At 69.8% G+C, this 21794-nt stretch carries 19 protein-coding genes, 1 rRNA gene and 1 pseudogene; 9 read left to right on the top strand and 12 right to left on the bottom strand.

Annotated features, from left to right (window positions below):
* Positions 1–72: 72 nt before the first annotated feature.
* A complete protein-coding gene (locus tag ACWGKT_RS41240) occupies positions 73–1653 on the top strand; it encodes an FAD-binding oxidoreductase (RefSeq protein WP_453277723.1) in 1581 nt (526 codons plus the stop codon).
* A 60-nt stretch (positions 1654–1713) separates the two neighbouring features.
* Here the strand turns inward: ACWGKT_RS41240 and ACWGKT_RS41235 are convergent, their stop codons facing one another.
* The 6 genes and pseudogenes from ACWGKT_RS41235 to ACWGKT_RS41210 form a co-directional block, all read right to left on the bottom strand.
* On the bottom strand, positions 1714–2418 hold the full coding sequence (locus ACWGKT_RS41235; protein ID WP_356148864.1) for a phosphatase PAP2 family protein: 705 nt from the start codon (positions 2416–2418) through the stop codon (positions 1714–1716).
* 224 nt (positions 2419–2642) lie between these two features.
* The gene (locus tag ACWGKT_RS41230; RefSeq protein ID WP_453277742.1) at positions 2643–3587 is read right to left on the bottom strand and encodes a C40 family peptidase; all 945 of its coding nucleotides are present in this window, start codon (positions 3585–3587) and stop codon (positions 2643–2645) included.
* A 178-nt stretch (positions 3588–3765) separates the two neighbouring features.
* The gene (locus tag ACWGKT_RS41225; RefSeq protein WP_453277722.1) at positions 3766–5508 is read right to left on the bottom strand and encodes a serine/threonine protein kinase; all 1743 of its coding nucleotides are present in this window, start codon (positions 5506–5508) and stop codon (positions 3766–3768) included.
* Positions 5509–5530: 22 nt separating this feature from the next.
* Positions 5531–6313 carry a trypsin-like serine peptidase gene (locus ACWGKT_RS41220; RefSeq protein WP_356148859.1) on the bottom strand — a complete coding sequence of 261 codons (783 nt, stop codon included), beginning with the start codon at positions 6311–6313 and terminating at the stop codon, positions 5531–5533.
* A 92-nt stretch (positions 6314–6405) separates the two neighbouring features.
* Positions 6406–7167, bottom strand: coding sequence for an SDR family oxidoreductase (locus ACWGKT_RS41215; protein ID WP_453277721.1), 762 nt, complete (start codon positions 7165–7167; stop codon positions 6406–6408).
* A 72-nt stretch (positions 7168–7239) separates the two neighbouring features.
* A pseudogene (locus ACWGKT_RS41210) lies at positions 7240–8167 on the bottom strand (oxidoreductase).
* A gap of 89 nt (positions 8168–8256) precedes the next feature.
* Here ACWGKT_RS41210 and ACWGKT_RS41205 point away from each other — a divergent pair.
* The 7 genes from ACWGKT_RS41205 (at position 8257) to ACWGKT_RS41175 (ending at position 16409) form a co-directional block, all read left to right on the top strand.
* Positions 8257–8859, top strand: coding sequence for a TetR/AcrR family transcriptional regulator (locus ACWGKT_RS41205; protein ID WP_453277720.1), 603 nt, complete (start codon positions 8257–8259; stop codon positions 8857–8859).
* A gap of 338 nt (positions 8860–9197) precedes the next feature.
* The gene (locus ACWGKT_RS41200) at positions 9198–9506 is read left to right on the top strand and encodes a hypothetical protein (RefSeq protein WP_014673544.1); all 309 of its coding nucleotides are present in this window, start codon (positions 9198–9200) and stop codon (positions 9504–9506) included.
* 193 nt (positions 9507–9699) lie between these two features.
* The gene (locus ACWGKT_RS41195) at positions 9700–10527 is read left to right on the top strand and encodes a hypothetical protein (protein WP_453277719.1); all 828 of its coding nucleotides are present in this window, start codon (positions 9700–9702) and stop codon (positions 10525–10527) included.
* On the top strand, positions 10517–11857 hold the full coding sequence (locus ACWGKT_RS41190; RefSeq protein WP_453277718.1) for a hypothetical protein: 1341 nt from the start codon (positions 10517–10519) through the stop codon (positions 11855–11857). Before ACWGKT_RS41195 ends, ACWGKT_RS41190 begins: the two co-directional genes overlap by 11 nt.
* A 14-nt stretch (positions 11858–11871) precedes the next feature.
* Positions 11872–13413: an SCO6880 family protein gene (locus tag ACWGKT_RS41185; protein WP_453277741.1), complete on the top strand. Its 1542-nt coding sequence runs from the start codon at positions 11872–11874 to the stop codon at positions 13411–13413.
* An 8-nt stretch (positions 13414–13421) separates the two neighbouring features.
* Positions 13422–14834, top strand: a complete 1413-nt coding sequence (locus ACWGKT_RS41180; RefSeq protein ID WP_453277717.1) for an ATP-binding protein — start codon at positions 13422–13424, stop codon at positions 14832–14834.
* Positions 14835–14843: 9 nt separating this feature from the next.
* Positions 14844–16409 (top strand): type VI secretion protein, encoded by a 1566-nt coding sequence (locus ACWGKT_RS41175; protein ID WP_453277716.1) that lies wholly within the window; start codon positions 14844–14846, stop codon positions 16407–16409.
* 19 nt (positions 16410–16428) lie between these two features.
* Here ACWGKT_RS41175 and ACWGKT_RS41170 read toward each other — a convergent pair whose 3' ends face one another.
* The 4 genes from ACWGKT_RS41170 to ACWGKT_RS41155 all read right to left on the bottom strand — a co-directional run bounded on the left by ACWGKT_RS41170 (position 16429) and on the right by ACWGKT_RS41155 (position 18360).
* Positions 16429–16752, bottom strand: coding sequence for a hypothetical protein (locus tag ACWGKT_RS41170; protein WP_453277715.1), 324 nt, complete (start codon positions 16750–16752; stop codon positions 16429–16431).
* 15 nt (positions 16753–16767) lie between these two features.
* Positions 16768–16959, bottom strand: a complete 192-nt coding sequence (locus ACWGKT_RS41165; protein WP_235459452.1) for a hypothetical protein — start codon at positions 16957–16959, stop codon at positions 16768–16770.
* A gap of 73 nt (positions 16960–17032) precedes the next feature.
* Positions 17033–17695, bottom strand: a complete 663-nt coding sequence (locus tag ACWGKT_RS41160) for a Crp/Fnr family transcriptional regulator (RefSeq protein WP_453277714.1) — start codon at positions 17693–17695, stop codon at positions 17033–17035.
* A gap of 101 nt (positions 17696–17796) precedes the next feature.
* Entirely contained in the window at positions 17797–18360 is a 564-nt protein-coding gene (locus tag ACWGKT_RS41155; protein ID WP_453277713.1) for a GNAT family N-acetyltransferase, read from the bottom strand.
* Between the two features lie 84 nt (positions 18361–18444).
* On the opposite strand from ACWGKT_RS41155, the gene ACWGKT_RS41150 reads away from it, so the two are divergent.
* Positions 18445–18993 carry a cysteine hydrolase family protein gene (locus ACWGKT_RS41150; RefSeq protein WP_356148821.1) on the top strand — a complete coding sequence of 183 codons (549 nt, stop codon included), beginning with the start codon at positions 18445–18447 and terminating at the stop codon, positions 18991–18993.
* Between the two features lie 36 nt (positions 18994–19029).
* Here ACWGKT_RS41150 and ACWGKT_RS41145 read toward each other — a convergent pair whose 3' ends face one another.
* Together ACWGKT_RS41145 and rrf are read right to left on the bottom strand one after the other, a co-directional pair.
* Complete coding sequence (locus tag ACWGKT_RS41145) at positions 19030–21513, bottom strand: bifunctional YncE family protein/alkaline phosphatase family protein (RefSeq protein WP_453277712.1); 2484 nt, start codon at positions 21511–21513, stop codon at positions 19030–19032.
* A gap of 189 nt (positions 21514–21702) precedes the next feature.
* Positions 21703–21794, bottom strand: a 5S ribosomal RNA gene (gene rrf / locus ACWGKT_RS41140); the annotation flags it as partial.

Below are 21794 nucleotides of genomic sequence, written 5' to 3'. Positions count from 1 at the left end.
TATGCGAACCCGGTGGAACCCTCCGACCCACGGGTTCGTCTCGTTCCACGGAAGCCGACGAAAGGCACGGGTATGGAACGGCGTACGTTCATCTCAGGCGGCGCGGCCGCGTTGGCGACGGCCACGGTGGCGGGATGCGGCACAGGCGGCGGCCCGGCCGCCACGAGCTCCTCGCCCGGTACGGCCGGTACGTCACTTTCGACCACATCTTCGCGTACGTCGCTGAAGACCACCAGTGCTGCGGCCGCGGCCGACTGGGCGGCCCTCGCCCGTGACCTCGACGGCCCCCTGATCCGCCCCGGTGACGCTACGTGGAAGACGGCACACCAGCTGTACAACACACGCTTCGACGGGCTGAAGCCCGCCGCGGTCGCCTACGTGTCCCACCCGGACGACATCCGTACGACGCTGGCGTACGCCCGGGCCCACGGCATACACGTGGCGATACGCAACGGCGGCCACTCCTACGCGGGGTGGTCGTCGGGCAACGGGCGCCTGATACTCGACGTCTCCAAGCTGAACCGCATCCGGGTGAGCGGCGGCCAGGCGGTGGTCGGGGCCGGCTCCAAGCTGATCGACGTCTACCGCGCGCTCGGCGCGAAGGGCGTGACCATCCCGGCGGGTTCCTGCCCCACGGTCGGAGTGTCCGGCCTGGTCCTGGGCGGCGGTCACGGAGTGGTGTCCCGCGCCTACGGCCTGACCTGCGACAGCCTGACCCAGGCCACGCTGATCACGGCGGACGGTAAGCAGCTCACCGCCAACGCGAGCACCAACGCGGATCTGTTCTGGGCCCTGCGCGGCGCGGGCAACGGCAACTTCGGCGTCGTCACCGAGCTCCAGTTCAAGACCCACCCCGCGCCCCAGGCCGTGACCGGCTACCTGACCTGGCCGTGGGCGAAGGCGGCCGCGGTGATCAAGGCATGGCAGGAGTGGGGCCCCAGCCAGCCGGACGAGATCTGGTCCTCGCTCCACCTGGCGAAGTCGCAGGGCGGCTCCCCCACCATCTCGGTGGCCGCCTTCTCCCTGGGCACCTACGGCGAACTCAAGAACGCGGTGGACCGCCTGGCCGACAAGGTCGGCGCCAACGCGACGAGCGTGTCGCTGCACCGCCGCGGCTACGAGGAGGCGATGGAGATCTACGCCGGCTGCTCCTCCTTCTCCACGGACGCCCAGTGCCACCTGCCGGGTTCCACCCCCGGCCGCTCCGCCCGGGGCGCGCTGGGACGCGAGACCTACGCGGCCCGCTCCGACTTCTTCGACCGCTCGCTCTCGGCGGCCGGCATCCAGACGCTGCTCGCGCAGATGCTTGCCGTCCGGGGCGGCGCCGGCAGCATCGCCCTCACCGCGCTCGGCGGCGCGGTCAACCGGGTCTCCCCCACGGCGACGGCGTTCGTCCACCGCCGCTCCCGCATGCTGGCCCAGTACATCGCCTCCTGGGGGGCGGGCGCCTCCGGCAGCGCTGCCCAGTCCTGGCTGACATCGGCCCACGACGCGATGAAGCCGTACGCGTCCGGGGCGGCGTACCAGAACTACACGGACCCGACGCTCAAGGACTGGCGCAAGGCGTACTACGGGGACGCGGCGGCCCGCCTGAAGCAGGTGAAGACGAAGTACGACCCGAACCGCTTCTTCAGCTACCCGCAGGCGCTGTAGTCCGGGCCGGACGGCCGGGTCCCCCTTGGGCGGCCGGGCCCCGTGTCTCGAACGCCGGGGTCATGCCGCCAGGTCCCGTTCCCCGGACGCCGCCGGTGTCCGGGAGCCGGGGACCAGGGCGTCGCCCGTGCCGGTCGCCGGAGCCGTCCGGCGGATGAGCCGGCCCGCCCTCGGGGACCGCTCGACCGCCTTCATCACCGGCGTGAGCAGGGCCATGGCCAGCGGCGACAGCAGCAGCACCACGGCCGTGCCGAGGGCGAACCCGCCGACGACGTCCGTCGGGTAGTGCACGCCCATGTACACCCGGCAGAACCCTTCGAGCAGCGCGAGCCCGATGCCGGCCAGACCGAACTTCCTGTTGGCGACGAACAGCCCTACCCCCAGGGCCATGGTGATCGTCGCGTGGTCGCTCACGAAGGAGTAGTCGGTCTTCCCGGAGACGAGGACGTCGAGCCCCTGGTGATCACGGAACGGCCGGGGCCGCTCGACGAACCCCCGTATCGGCACGTTGACGAGGACGGCGATGGCGGCGGCCAGCGGCGCCCACACGAGCGCGGCGATCGACGACGGGGCATCCTGGGCGCCGCGCCGCCGCACGGACCACCAGCACCAGACCACGAGCAGCACGAGCGCGATCAACAGCCCGTACTCACCCACGAACTCCATGACCCGGTCGAACCAGGCGGGCGCGCTCTTGGCCAGGCCGTTGATGTCATAGAGCAGGTTGACGTCGGGGTTCGATCCGGATTCGGCGAGTACAGCCATCGTGCTGCGGCCCCTTCGTCGTCTTCCCGGACGCACCTCGCGTGCGCCGCTCCTGCCACCCCCGTGGTCTGTAGATCCGCTTCCGCTGCACTGACGTCCGCTCGGCTACGTCAACAGGAACGCACGACCCCCGTTGATACGTTCCACACTCCACCGAATGATCACGCAGACGTTATCGAAGAGAGACACATCGCCGCAGCTCAGGGGGTGGGTTCACGGTCCGCTCACACCGTCGTGGGCAGCGCTTTCGCGCCATCTTCGGTGACGCGGGTGGCACCGAAGTAGTCCGGGGTGTCGATCGGGTCGAACCGGATCACGGCCCCCGACCGCGGTGCGTCGATCATGTACCCGCCGCCGACGTAGATGCCCACGTGCCGGATGGCCCGGGAGTCGGTCAGATCGTCCGAGAAGAACACCAGATCGCCCGGCAGCAGTTCGTCCCGGTCCGGATGCGCCCCCGCGTTGTACTGATCGTTGGCGACCCGAGGAAGCGTGACCCCCACACTCTCGTAGGCGGCCTTCGTCAACCCCGAACAGTCGAACCGCCCACCCTGGTCAGCAGTGCCGTTACCACCCCACAGATAGGGAGTACCGAGCTTCTTCTGAGCGAAGTAGATGGCCCCGGCGGCCTGCCGGGAGGGATCCACGCGGGAGACGGGGGCGGCGAAGCTCTTCTCCAGGGTCGTGATCGTCTTCACGTAGTTCCGGGTCTCGCTGTACGGCGGCACACCCCCGTACTTGATGACCGCGTACGCCCCCGCGTTGTAGGCGGCGAGCATGTTGCTCGACATGTCCCCCGGGACGTCCTTGACGTACTTCGCGAGCTCGCAGTCGTACGACGCGGCCGACGGAATCGCGTCATTCGGGTCCCAGACGTCGCGGTCGCCGTCGCCGTCCCCGTCAACTCCGTGCGTCGCCCACGTCCCCGGGATGAACTGCGCGATCCCCAGCGCCTTCGCCGGACTCTTGGCGTTCGGGTTGAAGCCGCTCTCCTGGTACAATTGCGCGGCCAGCAGAGCCGGGTTGAGGGAGGGGCACAGGTTGCCCCATTTCTGAACGAGCGTCGTGTAGGCAGCCGGAACGGCTCCCTTGGCGAGCCCCACGCTGCCCCGGCCGACGCCGTTGACGAGGTTCCCGGCGACGACGTACACCCCGATGACGAGCAGCATGACGAAGCTCAGCCCGAGCCCCACCGCCGCCGCACCGGCCACCCATACTTTCCGCACGGCTCAACCCTCCCCCATCGACGGCCCGTTCACGTCACCTTTGTGGTCGCGCCTGCCCGCCCCACCAACATTTCGGCCTATTCAAGACGCTCTCACGGTCTACGCCCACGGCCTGTTCGACCTATTCGACGTGGAAGCCGGTGCAGCCGAAGCTCTCGTAGTCGGTCGGACCGCCCTTGACGTGGTAGAGCACCGCCGTCCAGTCGCCCGGATCGTTGGCGACGGGGATCGCGGGTCGGGTCTCGCCCTCGAAGTGGCTCTGGAAGTCCTCCGGATACGTCAACTCGATGAACCCGCCGTCCTTCCAGTGCGTGTAGATGTCGACGGGCTTGCTGGTGTAGCCGACGTTCTTGCTCTCCATCATCACGTCGTACGGCTTGCCCGTGTCCGAGTCGATCTCGTGCGGCGGCTTCACCCCGACCGAGACGTAGTACGGCTGGGGCTTCTCGGGCTTGAGCTCCGCGTACTTGAACCGGAAGGCGATCCTCGCCCTCTGATGGACGGAGGCAGCCTCGGGGTCGTCCACGTCGCCCACGCTGGTCTGCGTTTCCGCCGGCGGGTTCACCGTGCCGATCTGCCGGCACTGGCCGATGCCGTGTGCCGCTTCGTCGGGATTCGTCGACAGCGTCCAGTAGTCGCGGGAGATCCGGTTGTTCTCGATGTAGGAGGGCACCTTCTGAGCCGCCGCGGTGGAGGGAGACGAGGAGGACGAGGACGGGGCCTGGGCCGAGGGACCCTTCGCCGATCCGCTCCCGCCCTTCCCTCCCCCCTCCATCATCCTCAGCACGACGGCGGACGAAGCCCCCACCACGACCGCGACGGAGAGGGCCACGATCCAGGGAGTACGTCGCGAGCGGCTGCCCACCGGTACGGTGGGCTGCTGGGCGCCGGGGGCGAGCGTCGGCACGTATCCCGGCGCGAGCACGGGCGCGTATCCGGGCCCGACAGTGGGCTGCTGGGCCCCAGGCGCCACCAGCCCGGACGCGACGGCGGCGGGCAGATCGGCGGGCGGCACTTCGGCGTCGGCGGTGAGCCGCCCGTAGAACGGGTCCTCGGCCAGGGAGGAGGACACCGCACAACGCCCGATGACCGAGCCCAGTTCAGGCCGCTGGGCCGGATCCTTGGCGACACACTCCTGGATCAGCACCGCGAGGTCCGGTTCGACGCCGGCGAGGTCGATCTCCTCGTGCACGGCCCGGTACGACACCGCGTGCGCAGGTCCGGAGCCGAACGGGGGGCGGCCGGTGGCGGCGTACGCCAGCGTCGCACCCAGGGCGAACACATCCGCAGCCGCAGTCACCTGATTGCTGGTCAGCACCTCGGGCGCGGTGTACCCGGGCGTCCCAGGTGCCAGCCCGGTCTGGGTCAGAGCGGTGTCGGCCACGCCGCGCGCGATGCCGAAGTCGATGAGCAGCGGCCCGCGCGGGGACAGAATGACGTTCTGCGGCTTGAGGTCCCGGTGGGTGATCCCGTACCCGTGCACACTTGCCAGGGCCTCGGCGAGGGCGGCGAACAACCGCCGCGCGCTGTCCACGGGGAAGGCCCCACTCTTCCCGACCGCCCCACCGAGCGTAGGCCCCGCCACATACTCCGTGGCCAGCCAGTACGGCGCCGCGTCCAACGAGGCGTCGATGAGGTTGGCGGTGTACGCGCTGCGTACCGCCCGGGCCGTCTCCACCTCGCGTCGGAACCGGGCCAGTGCCTCGGGATGGTCGGTGATCTCGTCCCGGATCACCTTGATGGCCACGAGCCGCCCGCCGGGCGAGCGTCCGAGGTACACCTGCCCCATGCCGCCGGCGCCGAGCCGTGCGAGCAGCGTGTGCGTGCCTATGTGCGCCGGGTCCTGAGGCTTGAGTGGGTCCACCCGACCGACCTTGCCACAAAGATCAGTTCGCCCGCGCCGCGTCCTCGTACAACCGCGCCGCCTCCTCGCCCAGGACCACGCTGTACGACGTGTCGTCCGTGGAACCGCCCTGTTCGTGGCCGCCGAGTACGCCCACCACCTCGTGGTCGCCGTTCACCCAGGGGCTGCCGCTGGTGCCGCTGCTGAAGGAGGGGCAGTCGATGCGCTGTTGGGTGCTGCTGTGGGCGGAGGGCTTGTTGGTGCAGCTGATGGGGGCTTCGCGGATGTCGGGATAGCCGGTGACCGTCACGGCCGTGGCGCCGGTCGCCACCCCCGCGGCGAAGTGGTTCCCGCCCACGACGTCCTCGATCTGCTTCCCGTCCCGCTCGTCCACGTCGGCGAAGGCGACGTCACTGTCCTCGTCCTGCCCGTTGGACCAGCCGTCGGGCAGGAATCTCCGGCCGACCCGCCACACCCCGTACGGCGCCTTCCCGTCCCGATAGCCGGGGACGAACACGAGGTCGGCATCGTCGTCGGTGTCGGTCTCCACGCAGTGCGCCGCCGTGACGATGAGGTTGCGCCCCCGGCTGTGGACCACGGAGGCGGTGCAGAAGTGGCCCCCGGCCAGGCGGTCCGCCCGGTCGGCGCTGAACAACGCCCCGACCCGCACGCTGTGCGCGCCGGTGGCGGCCACGGCCGTGACCCCCAGCGGGCCCGGCCCGTCGTCGGCCGCGGCCACGGAAGCCGAGGTGGCGGCCAGCAACACCATCACGCCGCCGAGCAGGACGGGACGCGAGGTACCTGAGATGCGTGAGCAGCGCTTCATCAGGCATCACTCTGTCCCAGGAAGGTGAGAATCGCTCCCCGACGTGACTGAGAATTTTCCGTGAATCGCCCGGGAGGGCAGAGGTCGGAACGTCAGAACGTCGTCGTCATGCCGCCGTCGACCGCGATCGTCTGGCCGGTGACGAAGGACGCCGCGTCGCTCGCCAGGAAGACGATGATGCCCGCTATCTCGGCCGGACGGCCCCAGCGGCCGAGGGCGGTGCGGGTACGCAGCCAGCGGTCCCGTGCGGGGTCGTCCGCCGCTCGGCCGTCGGCCTCCGTCGCGAACGTGCCCGGCGCCACCGAGTTGACCGTGGTCCCGCTGGGGCCGAGGTCGGCGGCGAGGGCGCGGGTCAGGCCGTCGAGGCCCGCCTTGGCGGTGGCGTGAGCGACGTCCCCGGTGCGGGCGAGCTCGCCGACGGTCGAGCAGACGTTGATGACGCGGCCGGGCCTGCCGTGCTCGGACAGCCCCCTGGCGACGGCCTGGCTCAGGGCGTACGCCGAGGTCAGGTGGACGTCGAGCAGGCGGTCCAGTTCGTCGGGGGTCATCTTCTCGATGCCGCTGCGGCGGTGGCCGACGTGGTTCACCAGGATGTCGATGGGGCCGAGGGCGGTCACCGCCTCCTCGGCGGCCACGCGGTCGGTGACGTCGAAGGCGGCGCACAGCACGTCCAGCCCATCGTCACGCAGCCGCGCGGCCACGGCGTCCAGGGCGGCGGGGTCGCGTCCGTTGAGGATCACGCGGGCGCCCGCCCCGGCCAGGCCACGGGCCATCTCCAGGCCCAGGCCCCGTGACGAGCTGGTGACCAGGGCCGTACGCCCGCCGAGTGTGAAGTCCACGACGCCCGAGCACATCCGGCCACCTCCTTGAACGGTTGATTCCGCTCACGGTAACCGTGCCCGCTCGCCCCGGTCCCGCCGCCCCGGTCACAGGACGGCGGCGATCTTGAGCCCCCAGCTGACCCCGGTCAGCTCCTCGGACAGCGTCCACAGCCGCTGCGCCGCCACCGGGTCGCTCGCCGCCGCGATACGGCCCACGAGGGTGGGCGCGCCGCGCATCTCACCCAGGCCGTCGGGACCGACGTAAACTGGCGCCGGGGAGGTCCTGGGTCGCGGCGTAGAGGGTGGGCAGGGCGCCCGCCGTGTCGTCCTGGGCCAGGAAACGGTTGCCGACCTGCATGAGGACGCGGGCGACCGGGTTCGCGGTGTGGCTCTGGAGGTTGGTGGCCGCCCAGCCGGGGTGGGCCGCGAGGGCCCGTACGGGTGAGCCGGACTCGGTGAGGCGGCGCTGCAGCTCCAGGGTGAACAGGAGGTTCGCCAGCTTGGACTGGGAGTAGGCGCGCTGCGGGGTGTAGCGGCCCGTGAGGTTGGGGTCGTCGAAGTGGATCACGCGGTCGCCCATGCGGTGGGCGCCGGAGGCGACCGTCACCACCCGGCCGGTGACGTACGGCAGCAGCAGGTTCGTCAGGGCGAAGTGGCCGAGGTGGTTCGTGCCGAACTGCATCTCGAAGCCGTCCGCGGTCCGCTGCTCCGGCAGCATCATGACGCCCGCGTTGTTGATCAGCAGGTCCAGCGGGCCGTCCCAGGAGGCGGCGAACTCGCGCACGGAGGCCAGGTCGGCCAGGTCGAGGAGCCGTACCTCCGTACTGCCGCCCACCCGCGCGGCGGCGGCCCCGCCGCGTTCGAGGTCCCGTACGGCGAACACCACGTGCGCGCCCGCGCGGGCCAGCGCGTCGGCGGCGGCGAAACCGATGCCGCTGTTGGCGCCGGTGACGACGGCGGTGCGGCCGGAGAGGTCGGGGAGGTGGGTCGCGTTCCCTGTGCGCGCCTTGAGCGCGTCGGTCTTGTCAGCCATGCCGCCAATGTAGGCAGCGGCAACAATGCTGTCAATGACAACAATGGTGACGGCGACAACAATGCTGCCGCCGACTACATCCCGATACGATGGTCCGCATGCCCGAGAGCCGCCCCTACCACCACGGAGACCTGCGCTCCGCCCTCCTCACGGCCGCCGAGCGCACCCTGCGCGACCGCGGCGCCGGCGCGCTGTCCCTGCGCGAACTGGCCCGCGAGATCGGGGTCAGCCACGCCGCCCCCGGCCGGCACTTCAAGGACAAGCAGGCACTGCTCGACGCCCTGGCGGTGACGGGGTACGAACGGCTGGCGCGCACACTGGAGTCCGCCGACGACCCCGCGCTCCCCCTGGAGCCGCGGCTGTCGTCACTGGCGAAGGCGTACGTCGGGTTCGCCGTCGAGAACGCGGCGCTGCTGGAGCTGATGTTCACGCGCAAGCACGAACCCGAGGCCTCGGCGCAGCTCGCCGCCGAAGTCGAGCGGTCCGTCGGCTCCTTCATGCGACTGGTCGCGGACGCACAGGCGCGGGGCGAGGTCGTCGCGGGCGACCCGGAACGCATCACCCTGGTCGCGGCCGCGAGCCTGCACGGCCTCGCCACCTTCGCCGCCAACGGCTCGATCCCGGCGGAACAGGCCCTGGCCGGCCTGGACGAGCACGTGCACCACCTGCTGCACGGCCTCAAGCCCCGCTGAGCCTGCAACGCGGAAGTCCGTGCGGACATGCGGCCGTTCAGGCCGCCCGGGCCGGCGTGAGAACATCGAGTCGACCACTCACCCGACCAGCCGTCAAAAACCCGCGTCGGCCGTGAAGAGGGTCAACGACGGAACCACACGACAGGTTCCGCTCAGGCCTCATTGCCCGGCGTGACCTGCCGTGATACACAGAGTGACCGTACGGGGCACGTGTACGAAACCCGCCAATCAATGACGTCAAGTCGACATACGACGGCGTCATTGTCGGCGAGAATGAGGCCTGACCTCTGCGCAGCGCAGGGGGCTAGCGGAACTACCCACCAGGGGCGGTGACTTACATGCTCTTTGCGGCCGACAAGGGAGACATCAACACCATCATCGGCGGGATCGCTCCGGACTGGGGCCCCTTCGGCAGCCTGGGCAACGAGGCGAAGGTGATGATCGAGGTGGTGATGGCCGTGGCCATCCTGCTCTGCCTCGGCATCGCCGTCTGGGGTGCCGCCAAACAGCGCATCGGCGCCACGGCCCTGCGGGACACCTTCAGCGCCGAGCAGGGCAAGGGCCTCATCATCGCCGGTCTGACCGGAGTCTTCATCATCGGCTCGCTCGGCACGCTGTTCACCATCGTCTACGGCATGGCCGTGTAGCCGCAGGCCCCTCACGTCCTCGCGTCCGCTCCGGGCACGCCCGGTCCCCCCGACTTCACCCGCCCGTCGCGCCCACCGGCTGAGGTTACGTTTCCCTGATGTCGAGTCATCACACCGCGCCCGCGCGGGAACCAGCACGGCTACCGTCGTACTTCTACGGTGTCCGGTACGACGTCGAGGGGGCGTACGCGGCATGAGTCTCGATGACGAGCACGGTTCCTCCGGGGGTTACGCCGAGACGGGGCAGACCCGCACGCGGCTCCCCGAGGGCGATCCGTACGGCGGTGCGCGCCGGGGCGCCCGGTCCTCCTCCAGAAGCCTGGTCACGGTCGTCGGTGTGGTCGTCCTCCTCATCGCCGCGATCGCGTTCGCGAACCGCGGCGGCGACGACACGAAGTCGCCCTCCGACACCAACCAGGACAAGCCGGCAACTTCACCAACCGCGGCAACCGGAGAAAAGCCGGTGGAGTCGAAGGCCGGGGGGATTCCTTCGGGGTTCGCGCACAGTGAGCAGGGGGCGCAGAGTGCGGCGGCGAACTACGCGGTGGTGCTGGGTTCGACGGGCATGTTCAACAAGGACAGCCGGCACAGAATCGTCGACAGCGTCTACACACCGACTGCAGTGTCCAAGCTCCAGAACGCAATGGACCAGGCCTATTCAGCCGGCTTCCTCAGCAAGCTGGGCCTCGACGCGAACGGCAACGCGCCACAGGGCAGCAACTTCGTATCGCGCACCATTCCTGTGGGAACCAAGGGCGAGCAGTACAGCGGCAGCAGCGCCAAAATCTCGGTCTGGTACATGGGCCTCATCGGAATGTCGTCGTCGAACTCGACCGACCCGGTGAGCTCCACCTGGAAGACCTGGACCTTCGACCTTCAGTGGGTCGACGGTGACTGGAAGATCGACACGGACACGCAGAAGGACGGCCCCGCACCAGTCCCCGGAGACGACAAGGCCGCAGGCTCCGACGAAATCAGCAAGGCCATCGAGGAGTACGGAGGGTTCACGTATGCCCGGTAACCCGCGTCGCGTCCTCAGGCTCACCGGCACGGTGGCCGCTGTGCAGGCAACCGCCGTACTCCTGGCCGCCCGTGCCGTCGCCGCACCTACTCCGAGTCCGTCACCGTCGAAGAGCAACAACCCGTGTGACCTGCTGATCGGCCCCGCCAAGCAATACTGCGAACGAGACTCCGGCTCCAAAGGCATCACCGGCACCGGCACCGACCCCCTCTCCACCACCCTCGACCCCCTCTCCTCGCTTGCCAAGGGCTGTGCGGATGCCGCGTCCTGGACGATCGGGAAGTTGAGTGACGCGGTGAAGGAGACGGCGAACGTCGACTTCACGAATGCCAAGTTCCTGCAGCAGTACGCCGTCGTGTTCGCCGCCTCGACGATCCTCACGCTCCTGCTGTGGCTGCTGGCCGTGGCCAAGCGGGCCGTACGCGGCGTCCCCCTCACCACCGCCCTGTCGGAAGCCATCGGCTTCCTGTGGCTGACGGTGCTGGCGTCCGCCTTCACCCCGCTGATCCTGTACACCGTGGTCTCCGCGACCGACGGCGTCACCGACGTCCTCGCCAAGGCCACCGGCGACCAGACGGACACCTTCTTCGGCACCTTCTCCGGCGCCCTCGGCAAGGGCGACGACATCGGCGGCGGCCCGATCATGCTGATCGTCGTGTCGCTGGTGTCGATCCTCGCCGCCGGCATCCTGTGGCTGGAGCTCGTCATCCGCGCCGCCCTGCTGTACGTAGGCGCCCTCCTCGGCACCGTCGTCTACGCCGGGCTGGTCGACAAGCACCTGTGGGGCCACGTCCGCCGCTGGGCCGGCATCATGATCGCCGTCATCCTGGTCAAGCCGGTGATCGTCATCGTGCTCGGCCTCGCCGGCGCCCTGTCCGGCGACGACGGCCCCAACGCGTTCTCCGCCGTGGTCTCCGGCCTCGCCATCATCCTGCTCGCCATCTTCGCCAGCGCGATGATCTACCGCTTCGTCCCGGGCTTCGGCGACGAGATCGCGAACGGCCGCAACAACCGCATCATGCAGGGCGCGGAGGGCAAGGCCGCCGCGGTCATCAGCTCCCCCGCCACCCTGGTCGCGCAGGGCATCAAGACGCACAGCGCCCGCGCCGACAACAACGGGGGCGGCGGCCAGTCCGGCTCCGGCGGCCCCCGCCCGGCCAACCCGGCCCAGGGCGGAGTCGCCGCGCACAGCACACGCTCCTCGAACGGTGGCGGCGGCGGATCCGTCCCCTCCGCCACACCCGCACCGCGCGCGCCCAGCCCCGCGAACACTCCGCATGCCAGTAACACCCGCAACAGCAGCAACCGCTCGGGAGGTGAAGGGCGTTGACGACCGAGTCCCACATGTCCCATCCGGTCACGCCCCGCCGTACATATCTCATCGGCCGCGCCCGGCCGAACGCGATCGTCGGCCGGAACCGTGAGTCCGGCGAGATCGCGCTGATCGTCGCGGGCGCGTTCCTCGGCATGATGTGCGGTCTCCTGGTGCCCGTGCTGTCCCTGCGCATCGTGCTGCTGACGGGCTTCCCGTTGCTGGCGCTGATGGCGGTGTACGTGCCGTACAAGCGCCGGACGTTCTACAAGTGGTTCGAGATCAACCGCAGCTACAAGCGGACCCTGCGGCGGGGCACCGTGTACCGCAGCGGCGTGATGGAGGCCGGTACGCATCTCGACGGGCGGGAGATCGAGGTCGGGCCGCCGCCCGGGATCGGGCGGATCACCTGGCTCGCCGCGCCGTTCGGCCCGGACGAGATCGCCGTCCTGCTGCACGCGGACCGCAAGATGGTCACCGCCGCCATCGAGATCGAGGGACCCGGCGTCGGCCTGCGCGACTCCGAGGACCAGGAGGCCCTCGTCGACCGCTTCGGGACACTGCTCAAGCACGTGGCCAACGGCGACGGTTTCGTCACCCGGCTCCAGATGCTCGCCCGCACCCTGCCCGCCGACCCCGACGCCCACGCCAAGGACGTCGCGCTGCGCGGCGACGAGAAGGCGCTGACGTGGCTGCAGCAGTCGTACGACCAGTTGCAGTCGATGGTGTCCACCAGCAGCGAGCAGCACCGCGCCTATCTCGTGGCCTGCATGCACTACACGCGCGAACTGGCCGCCGAGGCGCACGCCATGGCGCGGGCCGCGCGGCCGCAGTCCGGGCGGAAGCTGGACCGGGACGCGGGGCTGGCGGTCGTCATGGCGCGCGAGCTGACCGACATCTGCTCGCGGCTCCAGGAGGCGGACATCCGGGTGCGGCAGCCGCTCGGCCAGGGCCGGCTCGCCTCGCTCGTGCACTCCATGTACGACCCGGACCACCCGATCGACCACATCCAGGCGATGACGAAGCGCAACGCCTGGCCGGCCGAGCTGGACGCCATGGAGCCCACCTATCTCCAGGCCAAGACCCGGGAGTCCGCCACCCGCGCGCCCTGGTGTCACGCCACGGCCTGGGTGAAGGAGTGGCCGATGACGCCCGTCGGCGTCAACTTCCTGGCCCCGCTGCTCGTCCACACCCCGGACGTCATCCGCACGGTCGCCGTCACGATGGACCTCGAACCCACCGAGGTCGCCATCGAGCGCATGCTGACCGAGAAGACGAACGACGAGGCCGAGGCCAGCCGCGCCGCCAAGATGAACCGCACCGTCGACCCGCGCGACGTCGCCGCCCACAACCGTCTCGACCAGCGCGGCGAGGACCTCGCCAGCGGCGCCGCGGGCGTCAACCTGGTCGGCTACATCACCGTGTCCTCCCGCTCCCCGGAGTCCCTGGCCCGCGACAAGCGGACGATAAGGGCCTCGGCCGGAAAGTCGTACTTGAAGCTGGAATGGTGCGACCGAGAGCACCACCGGGCCTTCGTGAACACACTCCCGTTCGCCACCGGCATCCGAAGGTAGGGCAAAGCATGCGGGATCCGCTGTCCGTCCTCACCGACGCCTTCACGTCCTTCCTCTTCGGGAAGGTCGAGACGACCCGGCTGCCGGTGCGCACGTCGACGGGCCAGGCCCAGGCGGTCTACCTCCCGACCGCCGCCCCCGGCCTCGGCGACTCCGGCGTCATCATCGGCCGCGAGGTGTACTCCGGGAAGGGCTACATCTACGACCCCTTCCAGCTGTACGGCCAGCAACTCCCGGCCCCGCACTGGCTGGTCCTCGGGGAGTCCGGCAACGGCAAGTCGGCGCTGGAGAAGACGTACGTCCTGCGCCAACTGCGCTTCCGCGACCGGCAGGTCGTCGTCCTGGACGCGCAGGGCGAGGACGGGGTGGGCGAGTGGAACCTCATCGCCCAGGAGCTGGGGATAACTCCCATCCGGCTGGACCCGACGGCGGCACTGGACCACGGGATCCGGCTCAACCCCCTCGACCCGTCGATCACGACGACCGGTCAGCTGGCGCTGCTGCGCACGATCATCGAGGTCGCGATGGGGCACGGCCTGGACGAGCGGTCCGGGTTCGCGCTCAAGGTGGCGCACGCGTACGTCAACGAGACGATCGTCGAGCGCCAGCCGGTGCTGACCGACATCGTCGAGCAGCTACGGCACCCCGAGCCGGAGTCGGCCGAGGCGATGAACGTCGCCATAGACGACGTACGGGCGTGGGGCCTGGACGTGGCGCTGGTCCTGGACCGCCTGGTCGACGGTGACCTCCGGGGCATGTTCGACGGCCCGACGACGGTCGGCATCGACCTGGACGCCCCGCTGATCGTCTTCGACCTCTCGCACATCGACCGGAACTCCATCGCCATGCCGATCCTGATGGCGATCGTCGGCGTGTGGCTGGAGCACACCTGGATCCGCCCCGACCGCAAGAAGCGCATCTTCCTGGTCGAGGAGGCCTGGCACATCATCAACAGCCCGTTCGTGGCGCAGCTGTTCCAGCGGCTGCTGAAGTTCGGGCGGCGGCTGGGTCTGTCGTTCGTGGCGGTGGTCCACCATCTGTCCGACGTCGTCGACGGCGCGGCGGCGAAGGAGGCCGCGGCGATCCTGAAGATGGCGTCGACGCGGACGATCTACGCCCAGAAGGCCGACGAGGCACGGGCGACGGGTCGGGTGCTGGGCCTGCCCAGGTGGGCGGTGGAGATCATCCCCACTCTCACACCCGGTATCGCGGTGTGGGACGTCAACGGCAACGTCCAGGTGGTCAAGCACCTGGTGACCGAGACGGAGCGGCCGCTGGTCTTCACCGACCGCGCGATGACCGAGTCGTCCACCGACCTGGAGGCCGACGACGCGCTGCGGGCCGCCGAGCTGGAGGCGGAGGAACGGGCGGCGGCCTTCGTGGAGCAGCACCTCGGGGACTCCGAATCGACGGTGGCGTAGGGGGACATCGTGAGACCGGACGATCACCAAGACCGCCGGCGGGAGACCCAGGGCGGGATTCCCGACGGCCTGCTGATCGGGATACTCGCGTTCCTCCTCGGCATGACCCTGCTGGTGTGGACGGCGACGGGACTGGCCGGGTGGTTCTCGCGGGGCGCCTGGCCGTCGGCCGTCACCTTCACCCGCACCCCCCTGGCCATGCGGCACCTCATCGGCAGTCCGCACGACATCACGGGCGCCTGGCCGGACACGCCCGCGGACCAGCTCTCCGGGTACGGGCTGTTCTGGGGCCTGTTCATCGGCCAGTTGATGGTGCTGTTCGTCCTCACCGTGTTCGTCATGGGGACACTGGCCCGCTGGAGAGCGGGGAAGGCCCGGCGACGCTCGGAGCAGCGGGCGGCGAAGGGGCGCGCGGCCGCGGCGACCGGGCCGCGGCACGAAGTACCGGTACCGGTACCGCGCCAGGAACAGGACCTCCAGCCGCAGTCCCAGCCGCAGCGAGAGGCACAGTCAGCGGCCCCGGAGCCGGAAGCACCGCCGGTCCCCGAATCCCGGCCGCAGCCGGAGCCGCAGCAGACGAAGGTCCTGCAGGCGACGGCCCCGCAGGAGCCCGCCCCCCGCTTCCCGGCCGACGGCGATCGCGTGGACGGATGGGGAAAGACCCTCGTGGCCCCGCGGGAGAGCCGGCAGGCCACCGCGGCCCAGGCGATCCGCGACGCGGAAGGCCCCGTCCTGGTCGTGACCTCCAACCCCGCCCTCTGGCTGGACACGAAGGACGCCCGGGCCAAACTCGGCCCCACCCTCCTCTACGACCCCACCCACCTCTGCGACACCCCGGCCCGCCTGCACTGGCCGCCCACGACGGGCTGCGAGGAGAAGCAGACGGCGGCGGCGAGAGCGGCCGCCCTCCTCGCCCCCATCAGACCCACGGCCAAGGTCGACCAGGCCCTCGCGGACACCGCCGAAACCCTCTTGCGGAGCTATCTGCACGGCGCCGCCATCGACAACCGCACCATCCGCCACGTACACCGCTGGACCCAGGGCACCCAGATCCAGGACGCGGTACGAACCCTGCGCACGAATCCGAAGGCGGCCCCCGGCGCGGCGGGCGAGCTCGAAGCGGCGCTCACCGGACACCCCGAACGCCGGGACATGGCGCAGCAGTTGACGAGCCGCGCGCTGTCCGCGCTCTCCACGGTCAACATCCGCGAGTCGTGCACCGCAAACCGAAATGATGCGCTTGCCTTGGATTCCTTCGTCAACGAAGGGGGCACGCTTTATGTGGTCGGTGAATCCATCGAGGACCCCAGGACCAACCCCGGGGCGATGCCCCTCCTGACGGCCCTCGTCTCCAGCGTGGTCGAGCGCGGCCGGCGCATGGCCGAACGGTCATCCTCCGGTCGGCTCGACCCACCACTGACCCTCGTGCTCGACGACATCGCTGCCGTCGCCCCGCTCCCCGGGCTCCCGGACCTGCTGGCCGGCGGGGCGGAGCGGGGAATGCCGACGCTGGCCCTGTTCCGCTCCCACGAGCAGGGCCGCGCCCGCTGGCCGCACCACGAACTGCCTGTGTGAGCCGCGGCCGGACCGGCTGTCAGATCCCGTACTTCTCCTGGTACTTGGCGAGAATCTGGGCCGCCTGCCCCTTCATGCGGTGTTCGGCTCGGGCCCGCGCGATCTCGGCGATCTCCGCGGGGGTGTGCCCGAGCCAGCGCATGGTGTTCAACGCGATGCTGATGATGTCCACGACTTCCCGGGCGGCGGCGTCGCGGTCGCCGACCGCGAGATGTTCCTCCAGCTCGTCGAACTGGATGTCCGTGGCTCGCCGGAAGTGGGACAGGGGCTTGTCGGCCACCTCGTCGTGCACTTCCTGCCAGGCATCCCAGATGTCCTGGAACGGACCGAGCTCTTCCTCCACGCCGCCACCTTCTGTCTACGTCGTCAGTACCGCCGGGTCGACCCCCTGCCCCATGAGCAACCCCGAGCCGAGGAACAGGAATCCCGCCAGGACCAGCGTGATCATCCGGCGCTGGGAGAGCTGCGGGATCTCCACTTCGTTGATCTTCAACCCCCCTCCGACGATCGCGACGGCGATACATACAGCGCCCAGCACTTGCAGACTCATACATCCCCCTCGACGAGTCATTCAGCTTGCCTGTATGTAATTTTCCACACTCTCGGATGGGTGTCCATACGGCTCACAGTGTGAATCTGCGGAGAGCCTCCAGGTCGTGCAAGGTGATCTGACGCCGTCCCGTGGTGACCAGCTTCTGCTCGCGCAGTTTGCGCAGCTCGATGGCGACCGCGTCGCGCGACGCGCCGATCCGGCTGGCCAGGTCCTGCTGGGACATCGACACCGCCAGCACCCAGCCGTCGCCGGTCTGTTCACCGATCTCGTTGGCCAGCTCCAGCAGCCAACGGGCGAGCCGGTTCCGCACGCCGAGCCGGGCGAGGAGCACCTGCTGGTCGGACTGGCGGCGGCGCCGGACGGCCGCCTTGTACATCTCCGGCCACAGCCTCTGCTCCTCCACGAACCGCAGGAGGTCGTCGGCCGCGATGTCGACCCCGACGACATCGGTGATGGTCGTGACCGTCGCGGACCGGGGCTCCTCCATCAGGACGCCCTCGTCCCCCATCACCTCACCGGGACCGCGGATCGCCAGGATGACCTCCGCGCCGTCGCTCGCGCGCTGCGTCACCTTCACATGACCTTCCTCGATGACCAGCACCGAGTGGGAGGGCTGCCCCTCCCAGAAGATCACCTGCCCCTCCGGGAACCGCACCTCCGTCCCCTGCGCCCGCAGCGCCCGCTGCAGTTCGTCGGGCAGGAGGTGCATGATGGAGTGGTCCTGTTTTCCCATGGAGTTGAGTGTACGAATCCGCACTCGTCCACGGGATACCCCACACAGACCTTCTCTCGGGGACAGAGGTCCCCGTCAGGGCCCGATCCGCCGGACGGGCCCTAGGAGCGCGGCAGGACGAACTCCAGCTCCTGCTCGCCCGTGTCCCCGGCGAGCGCCACGGTCACCCCGCTCGGCGCGAACCCCACCTTCCGGTAGGCGGCCTGGGCCCGGGAGTTGTCCTCGTGCACGAGCAGACGCACCCGTTCGGCACCGCGCTCCCACGCCCACTCCAGGCCGGCCTCGAACAGCGCCTTGATCAGCCCGTTCCCGCGGTGCTCGGGCCGTACGAACACACCGACGACATGCGCCTGCCGCCGCTCGACCGGGAATCCCGCCCAATCGGTCGACCCGGCCTCCTCGACCAGCACGGTCACCGTGCCGACCCACTCCCCGTCCGAGGCCTCGGCGATGAGCTGCCGGACCCCGCTCGCGTTCTCGGCGGAGTTCGCGGCCCGCTCCTGCCAGAAGGAGTCGGCCCGGGCGGCCGCGTCCTCGTACGTGTCGAGGAAGGCGAGCGGCGCGACCGGGTCCCGCAGCGCGTCGAGCCGCAACCGCCGCACGGCGGGCCACTCGTCGGCTCGTATCGCCCGGATCACATAGTCGTCGCTGATCAAGCTGTTCATGCGGCCACGCTAGTACCCGCTCGCCGGCCCTTCACCTCATATAAGCCGGGGCCGTTGTCAGTGGCACGGTCTACCGTGACTCCCATGACAACTCTGCCGAACCGCCCGAACACCGCACTGCTTGTCATCGACGTCCAGAACGGCGTGGTGGCAGGCGCCCCCAACCGCGACACCGTCATCGCCAACATCGACACCCTCGTCGACCGGGCGCGCGCACAGGACGTGCCGGTGGTCTGGGTGCAGCACTCCGACGAGGAGCTCGTCCACGGCAGCGAGAGCTGGGAGTACGTCCCGGAACTCAAGCGCCGCGACACCGAGCCCCTCGTCGCGAAGAACTACCCGGACTCCTTCGAGGACACCGACCTGGAGTCCGTGCTGGCCGAGCACGGTGTGGGCCGGCTCGTCGTCACGGGCGCCCAGACCGACATGTGCGTGCGCTCGACGCTGCACGGCGCCATCGTTCGCGGGTACGACGCGACGCTGGTCGCCGACGCCCACACGACGGAGGACCTCACCAAGTACGGCGCTCCCGCCCCGGACCTGGTGATCGCCCACACGAACCTCTACTGGAAGTTCCACGGCGCACCCGGCCGCAAGGGCGGGACCGTCGACACGGCGGAGGTGACCTTCTAGCCGCGTCCCGGGACGGCCGGCGCGTCGGCCGTCCGGTCAGTCGCCGTCCTCCAGCTCCTCGGCCTGGTCGTTCGGCACGGCCCCGTACAGGTCGTGCCTCGGCTCCGGCATCACGGACCCGGCCCCGCGCACGCTCTTCCAGATCGCATCGTTGAAGGTCCGTTCGTCGATCTGGTCCTCCTTGGTGAGGTCCTGCTTCGCCGACACCTCGGCCAGGGGAGAGCCGGCCGTGTTCACCGCCGTGAGGTCGGTCGTCGGCCGCACGGCGTCGTACGGCGCCGCGTTGGGCCGGGCCGTGAAGGAGTTCACCATCGGGGTGGCGTACGCGTCGAACTGCGTCATGGGCGACAGCCCCAGCAGCAGCTCGATCGTCCGCACCATGGAGGCGGTGCTGTAGAAGGTCGAGTCGACCCGCCCGGTGCGCGTGTACGGGCTGATGACCTGCGATATCGTCCGGTGCGCGTCGACATGGTCGGGACCGTTCTGGGCGTCGTCCTCGGTCACGAAGATCGCGGTGGACTTCCAGAACTTCGAATGCGAGACGGCGTCGACGAGCTGCCCGAGCGCCCAGTCGTTGTCGGCGACATAGGCCTTCGGGGTCGGCATACCGGCCTTGGTCCCCGAGGTGTGGTCATTGGGCAACCGCACCATCTCGAAGGCGGGCAGCTCCCCGCTCGCCTCGTACCGGGCGAACTCCTTCTTCCACTCCTCGATCCGCGGACTGCCGCAGATCGCGGAGCGCGCCGGGAAAGTGCCGGCGGAGTCCGGGCAACTGAGGTTGTACGGCCCGAAGTCGCGGTCGGTGCCCGCGTTCAGCACGGGATCCTCGGCGACGGCCTTCCCGCTCGCATCCGCGCCCACATAGAACCCGTAGTTGCGGAAGCTCACGCCCTTGTCGTGGAGCCGCTGCCAGAGATAGGCGTGCTCGGGGTCCTTGTTGGGCGCGATCGCCGGATCGCCGTTCTCGGACGGGTAGGTGTGGTTGCGGCCGGAGTAGTTGGCCGGCCAGCCCTGCTCGCTGTAGGGGTTGGAGTTGGCGGCCACGGTCCAGTTCCAGCCCTGGGCACTGACCTCGGCGTCGGCGTAGAAGTTGTCGAGGGTGACGAACTGCCGCTGCAGCGCGCGGGCGTTGGGCGCGGACTCGTCCCCGAAGAGGTTGAGGGAGGCGTCCCCGTTGCCCTGTTCCAGGGAGCCGAACTCCTGGTCGTAGGTCCGGTTCTCCTTGACGACGTAGATGACGTGCTTGATCGGCGTCTTCTCCCCGATCCGCCGCGGCACGACGGCACCGACGGCCCGCGGGCCGTTCCCCTCGGCGAACCCGTTGTTGGCGACGACGGTCCGCGTCCACCGACGCAGCTGCTTCGCCCCGCCGTCCAGCGCGATGGTGGACAGGGTGCCCTTCATCATCGAACCCGAGTACTGGTCGGGCGAGGTCGGGGCGGTGGAGGTCGGATTCGGGTATCCGGGACCGTTGTTGGGGCCGGCCCCGAGTCCCTTGGCGTTGGTGACGTACAGCTTCCCGTGGTGTGCGACGACGGCGGTCGGATACCAGGCGGTGGGGATGAGCCCGGCCGTACGCCCGTTCCTCAGCTCGACGACGGCGATGTCGTTGTTGCCGGAGTTGGCGACGTAGAGCCACCGGCCGTCCTCCGACAGGGCGAGCGCGTCGGGATTGCTGCCGACGGGGGCGTGCCTGTACGGCGCGAGCCCGATCGTCCGCGTCACCTTGCGCGTGACGACATCGACCACGCTGACCTGGTCACTGTCTCCGTTCGCGACATAGAGGGTACGGTGCGCGGCGTCGGTGATGACGGCGTTGGGATGGGTGCCGACCTTGACCGCGGTCTGCTGGACGGGACTCGCCCCGCTGAGGTCGAGGACGCTGACGGTGTCCCCGCCCTGGTTGGTCACGAACGCGGTCCTGCCGTCCTCCGCCAGGGCGACGGCGTACGGCGCGTGCCCCACGGCCACGGTCGCCATGGATCCGTCTCCCAGATTCACCACGGTGGCGGCATCCGCGAGCCGGTCGGCGACGACGAGCCGCTTGCCGTCGGGGGTCACGGCGAGACCGGCCGGATACATGTTCACCGGCTGGCCCTCGGGGTTCTTCGTGGGCAGCTTGATGGGGCTGATCTCGGTCAGCCGGCCGTCGCGCACGTCGTAGGTGTGGATGATCTCCCGTCCACCGCCACTGGCGTAGGCACGCCTGCCGTCGGGGCTGAAGGCGAGCCCGGTGAAGACGGCCTGGGGGCTGGGGTACGAGATGGTCTGTACGACCTCCGAGTCCTCGGGGTCGACCACTTGGAGGGACTGGGTGCCCTGGCCGGCGTTGGTCACCAGGAGCATGCTCCCGTCCGGTGACAGCACGGCGTTGAGGGGAAGATTGCCGAGCCGGGACTGGAGCCCGGCGGGGGTGACCTTGTAGCCGACGGGAGTTACGGCGGTCCCGTCGTCCTTCGGTCCTGCGGTGCCCTGTCCACCGACGGCCGCGAGGGCGACAGCGGCTCCGGTGACGAGCACGGCGGCACCTGCCAGCACAGTGACAACTCGACGTCTGTTTCTGCGTCTGCGGACCATGGGTCACGACGGTGACACGGAGCGTTGACGACTCCATGGACCCGCCATGGCGTGGACATGACCGTGGTGTGAACGCGAAAAAGCCCCAACTCACGGGTTTTCACCCGGAGTTGGGGCTCCTTCTCAAAATTTGTTCGGCGGCGTCCTACTCTCCCACAGGGTCCCCCCTGCAGTACCATCGGCGCTGTGAGGCTTAGCTTCCGGGTTCGGAATGTAACCGGGCG

The sequence above is a fragment of the Streptomyces sp. NPDC054794 genome (assembly GCF_053611585.1).
The sequence above is the reverse complement of the archived record's forward strand: the minus strand, read 5'-3'. Positions and strand labels throughout refer to the sequence as shown.

Excerpts from the sequence above, each read along its gene's own strand:
- ACWGKT_RS41240 (WP_453277723.1), top strand. The coding sequence starts at position 73 with ATGGAACGGCGTACGTTCATCTCAGGCGGCGCGGCCGCGTTGGCGACG.
- ACWGKT_RS41235 (WP_356148864.1), bottom strand. The coding sequence starts at position 2,418 with ATGGCTGTACTCGCCGAATCCGGATCGAACCCCGACGTCAACCTGCTC.
- ACWGKT_RS41230 (WP_453277742.1), bottom strand. The coding sequence starts at position 3,587 with ATGCTGCTCGTCATCGGGGTGTACGTCGTCGCCGGGAACCTCGTCAAC.
- ACWGKT_RS41220 (WP_356148859.1), bottom strand. The coding sequence starts at position 6,313 with ATGAAGCGCTGCTCACGCATCTCAGGTACCTCGCGTCCCGTCCTGCTC.
- ACWGKT_RS41215 (WP_453277721.1), bottom strand. The coding sequence starts at position 7,167 with ATGTGCTCGGGCGTCGTGGACTTCACACTCGGCGGGCGTACGGCCCTG.
- ACWGKT_RS41205 (WP_453277720.1), top strand. The coding sequence starts at position 8,257 with ATGGTCCGCATGCCCGAGAGCCGCCCCTACCACCACGGAGACCTGCGC.
- ACWGKT_RS41200 (WP_014673544.1), top strand. The coding sequence starts at position 9,198 with ATGCTCTTTGCGGCCGACAAGGGAGACATCAACACCATCATCGGCGGG.
- ACWGKT_RS41195 (WP_453277719.1), top strand. The coding sequence starts at position 9,700 with ATGAGTCTCGATGACGAGCACGGTTCCTCCGGGGGTTACGCCGAGACG.
- ACWGKT_RS41190 (WP_453277718.1), top strand. The coding sequence starts at position 10,517 with ATGCCCGGTAACCCGCGTCGCGTCCTCAGGCTCACCGGCACGGTGGCC.
- ACWGKT_RS41185 (WP_453277741.1), top strand. The coding sequence starts at position 11,872 with ATGTCCCATCCGGTCACGCCCCGCCGTACATATCTCATCGGCCGCGCC.
- ACWGKT_RS41180 (WP_453277717.1), top strand. The coding sequence starts at position 13,422 with ATGCGGGATCCGCTGTCCGTCCTCACCGACGCCTTCACGTCCTTCCTC.
- ACWGKT_RS41165 (WP_235459452.1), bottom strand. The coding sequence starts at position 16,959 with ATGAGTCTGCAAGTGCTGGGCGCTGTATGTATCGCCGTCGCGATCGTC.
- ACWGKT_RS41160 (WP_453277714.1), bottom strand. The coding sequence starts at position 17,695 with ATGGGAAAACAGGACCACTCCATCATGCACCTCCTGCCCGACGAACTG.
- ACWGKT_RS41155 (WP_453277713.1), bottom strand. The coding sequence starts at position 18,360 with ATGAACAGCTTGATCAGCGACGACTATGTGATCCGGGCGATACGAGCC.
- ACWGKT_RS41150 (WP_356148821.1), top strand. The coding sequence starts at position 18,445 with ATGACAACTCTGCCGAACCGCCCGAACACCGCACTGCTTGTCATCGAC.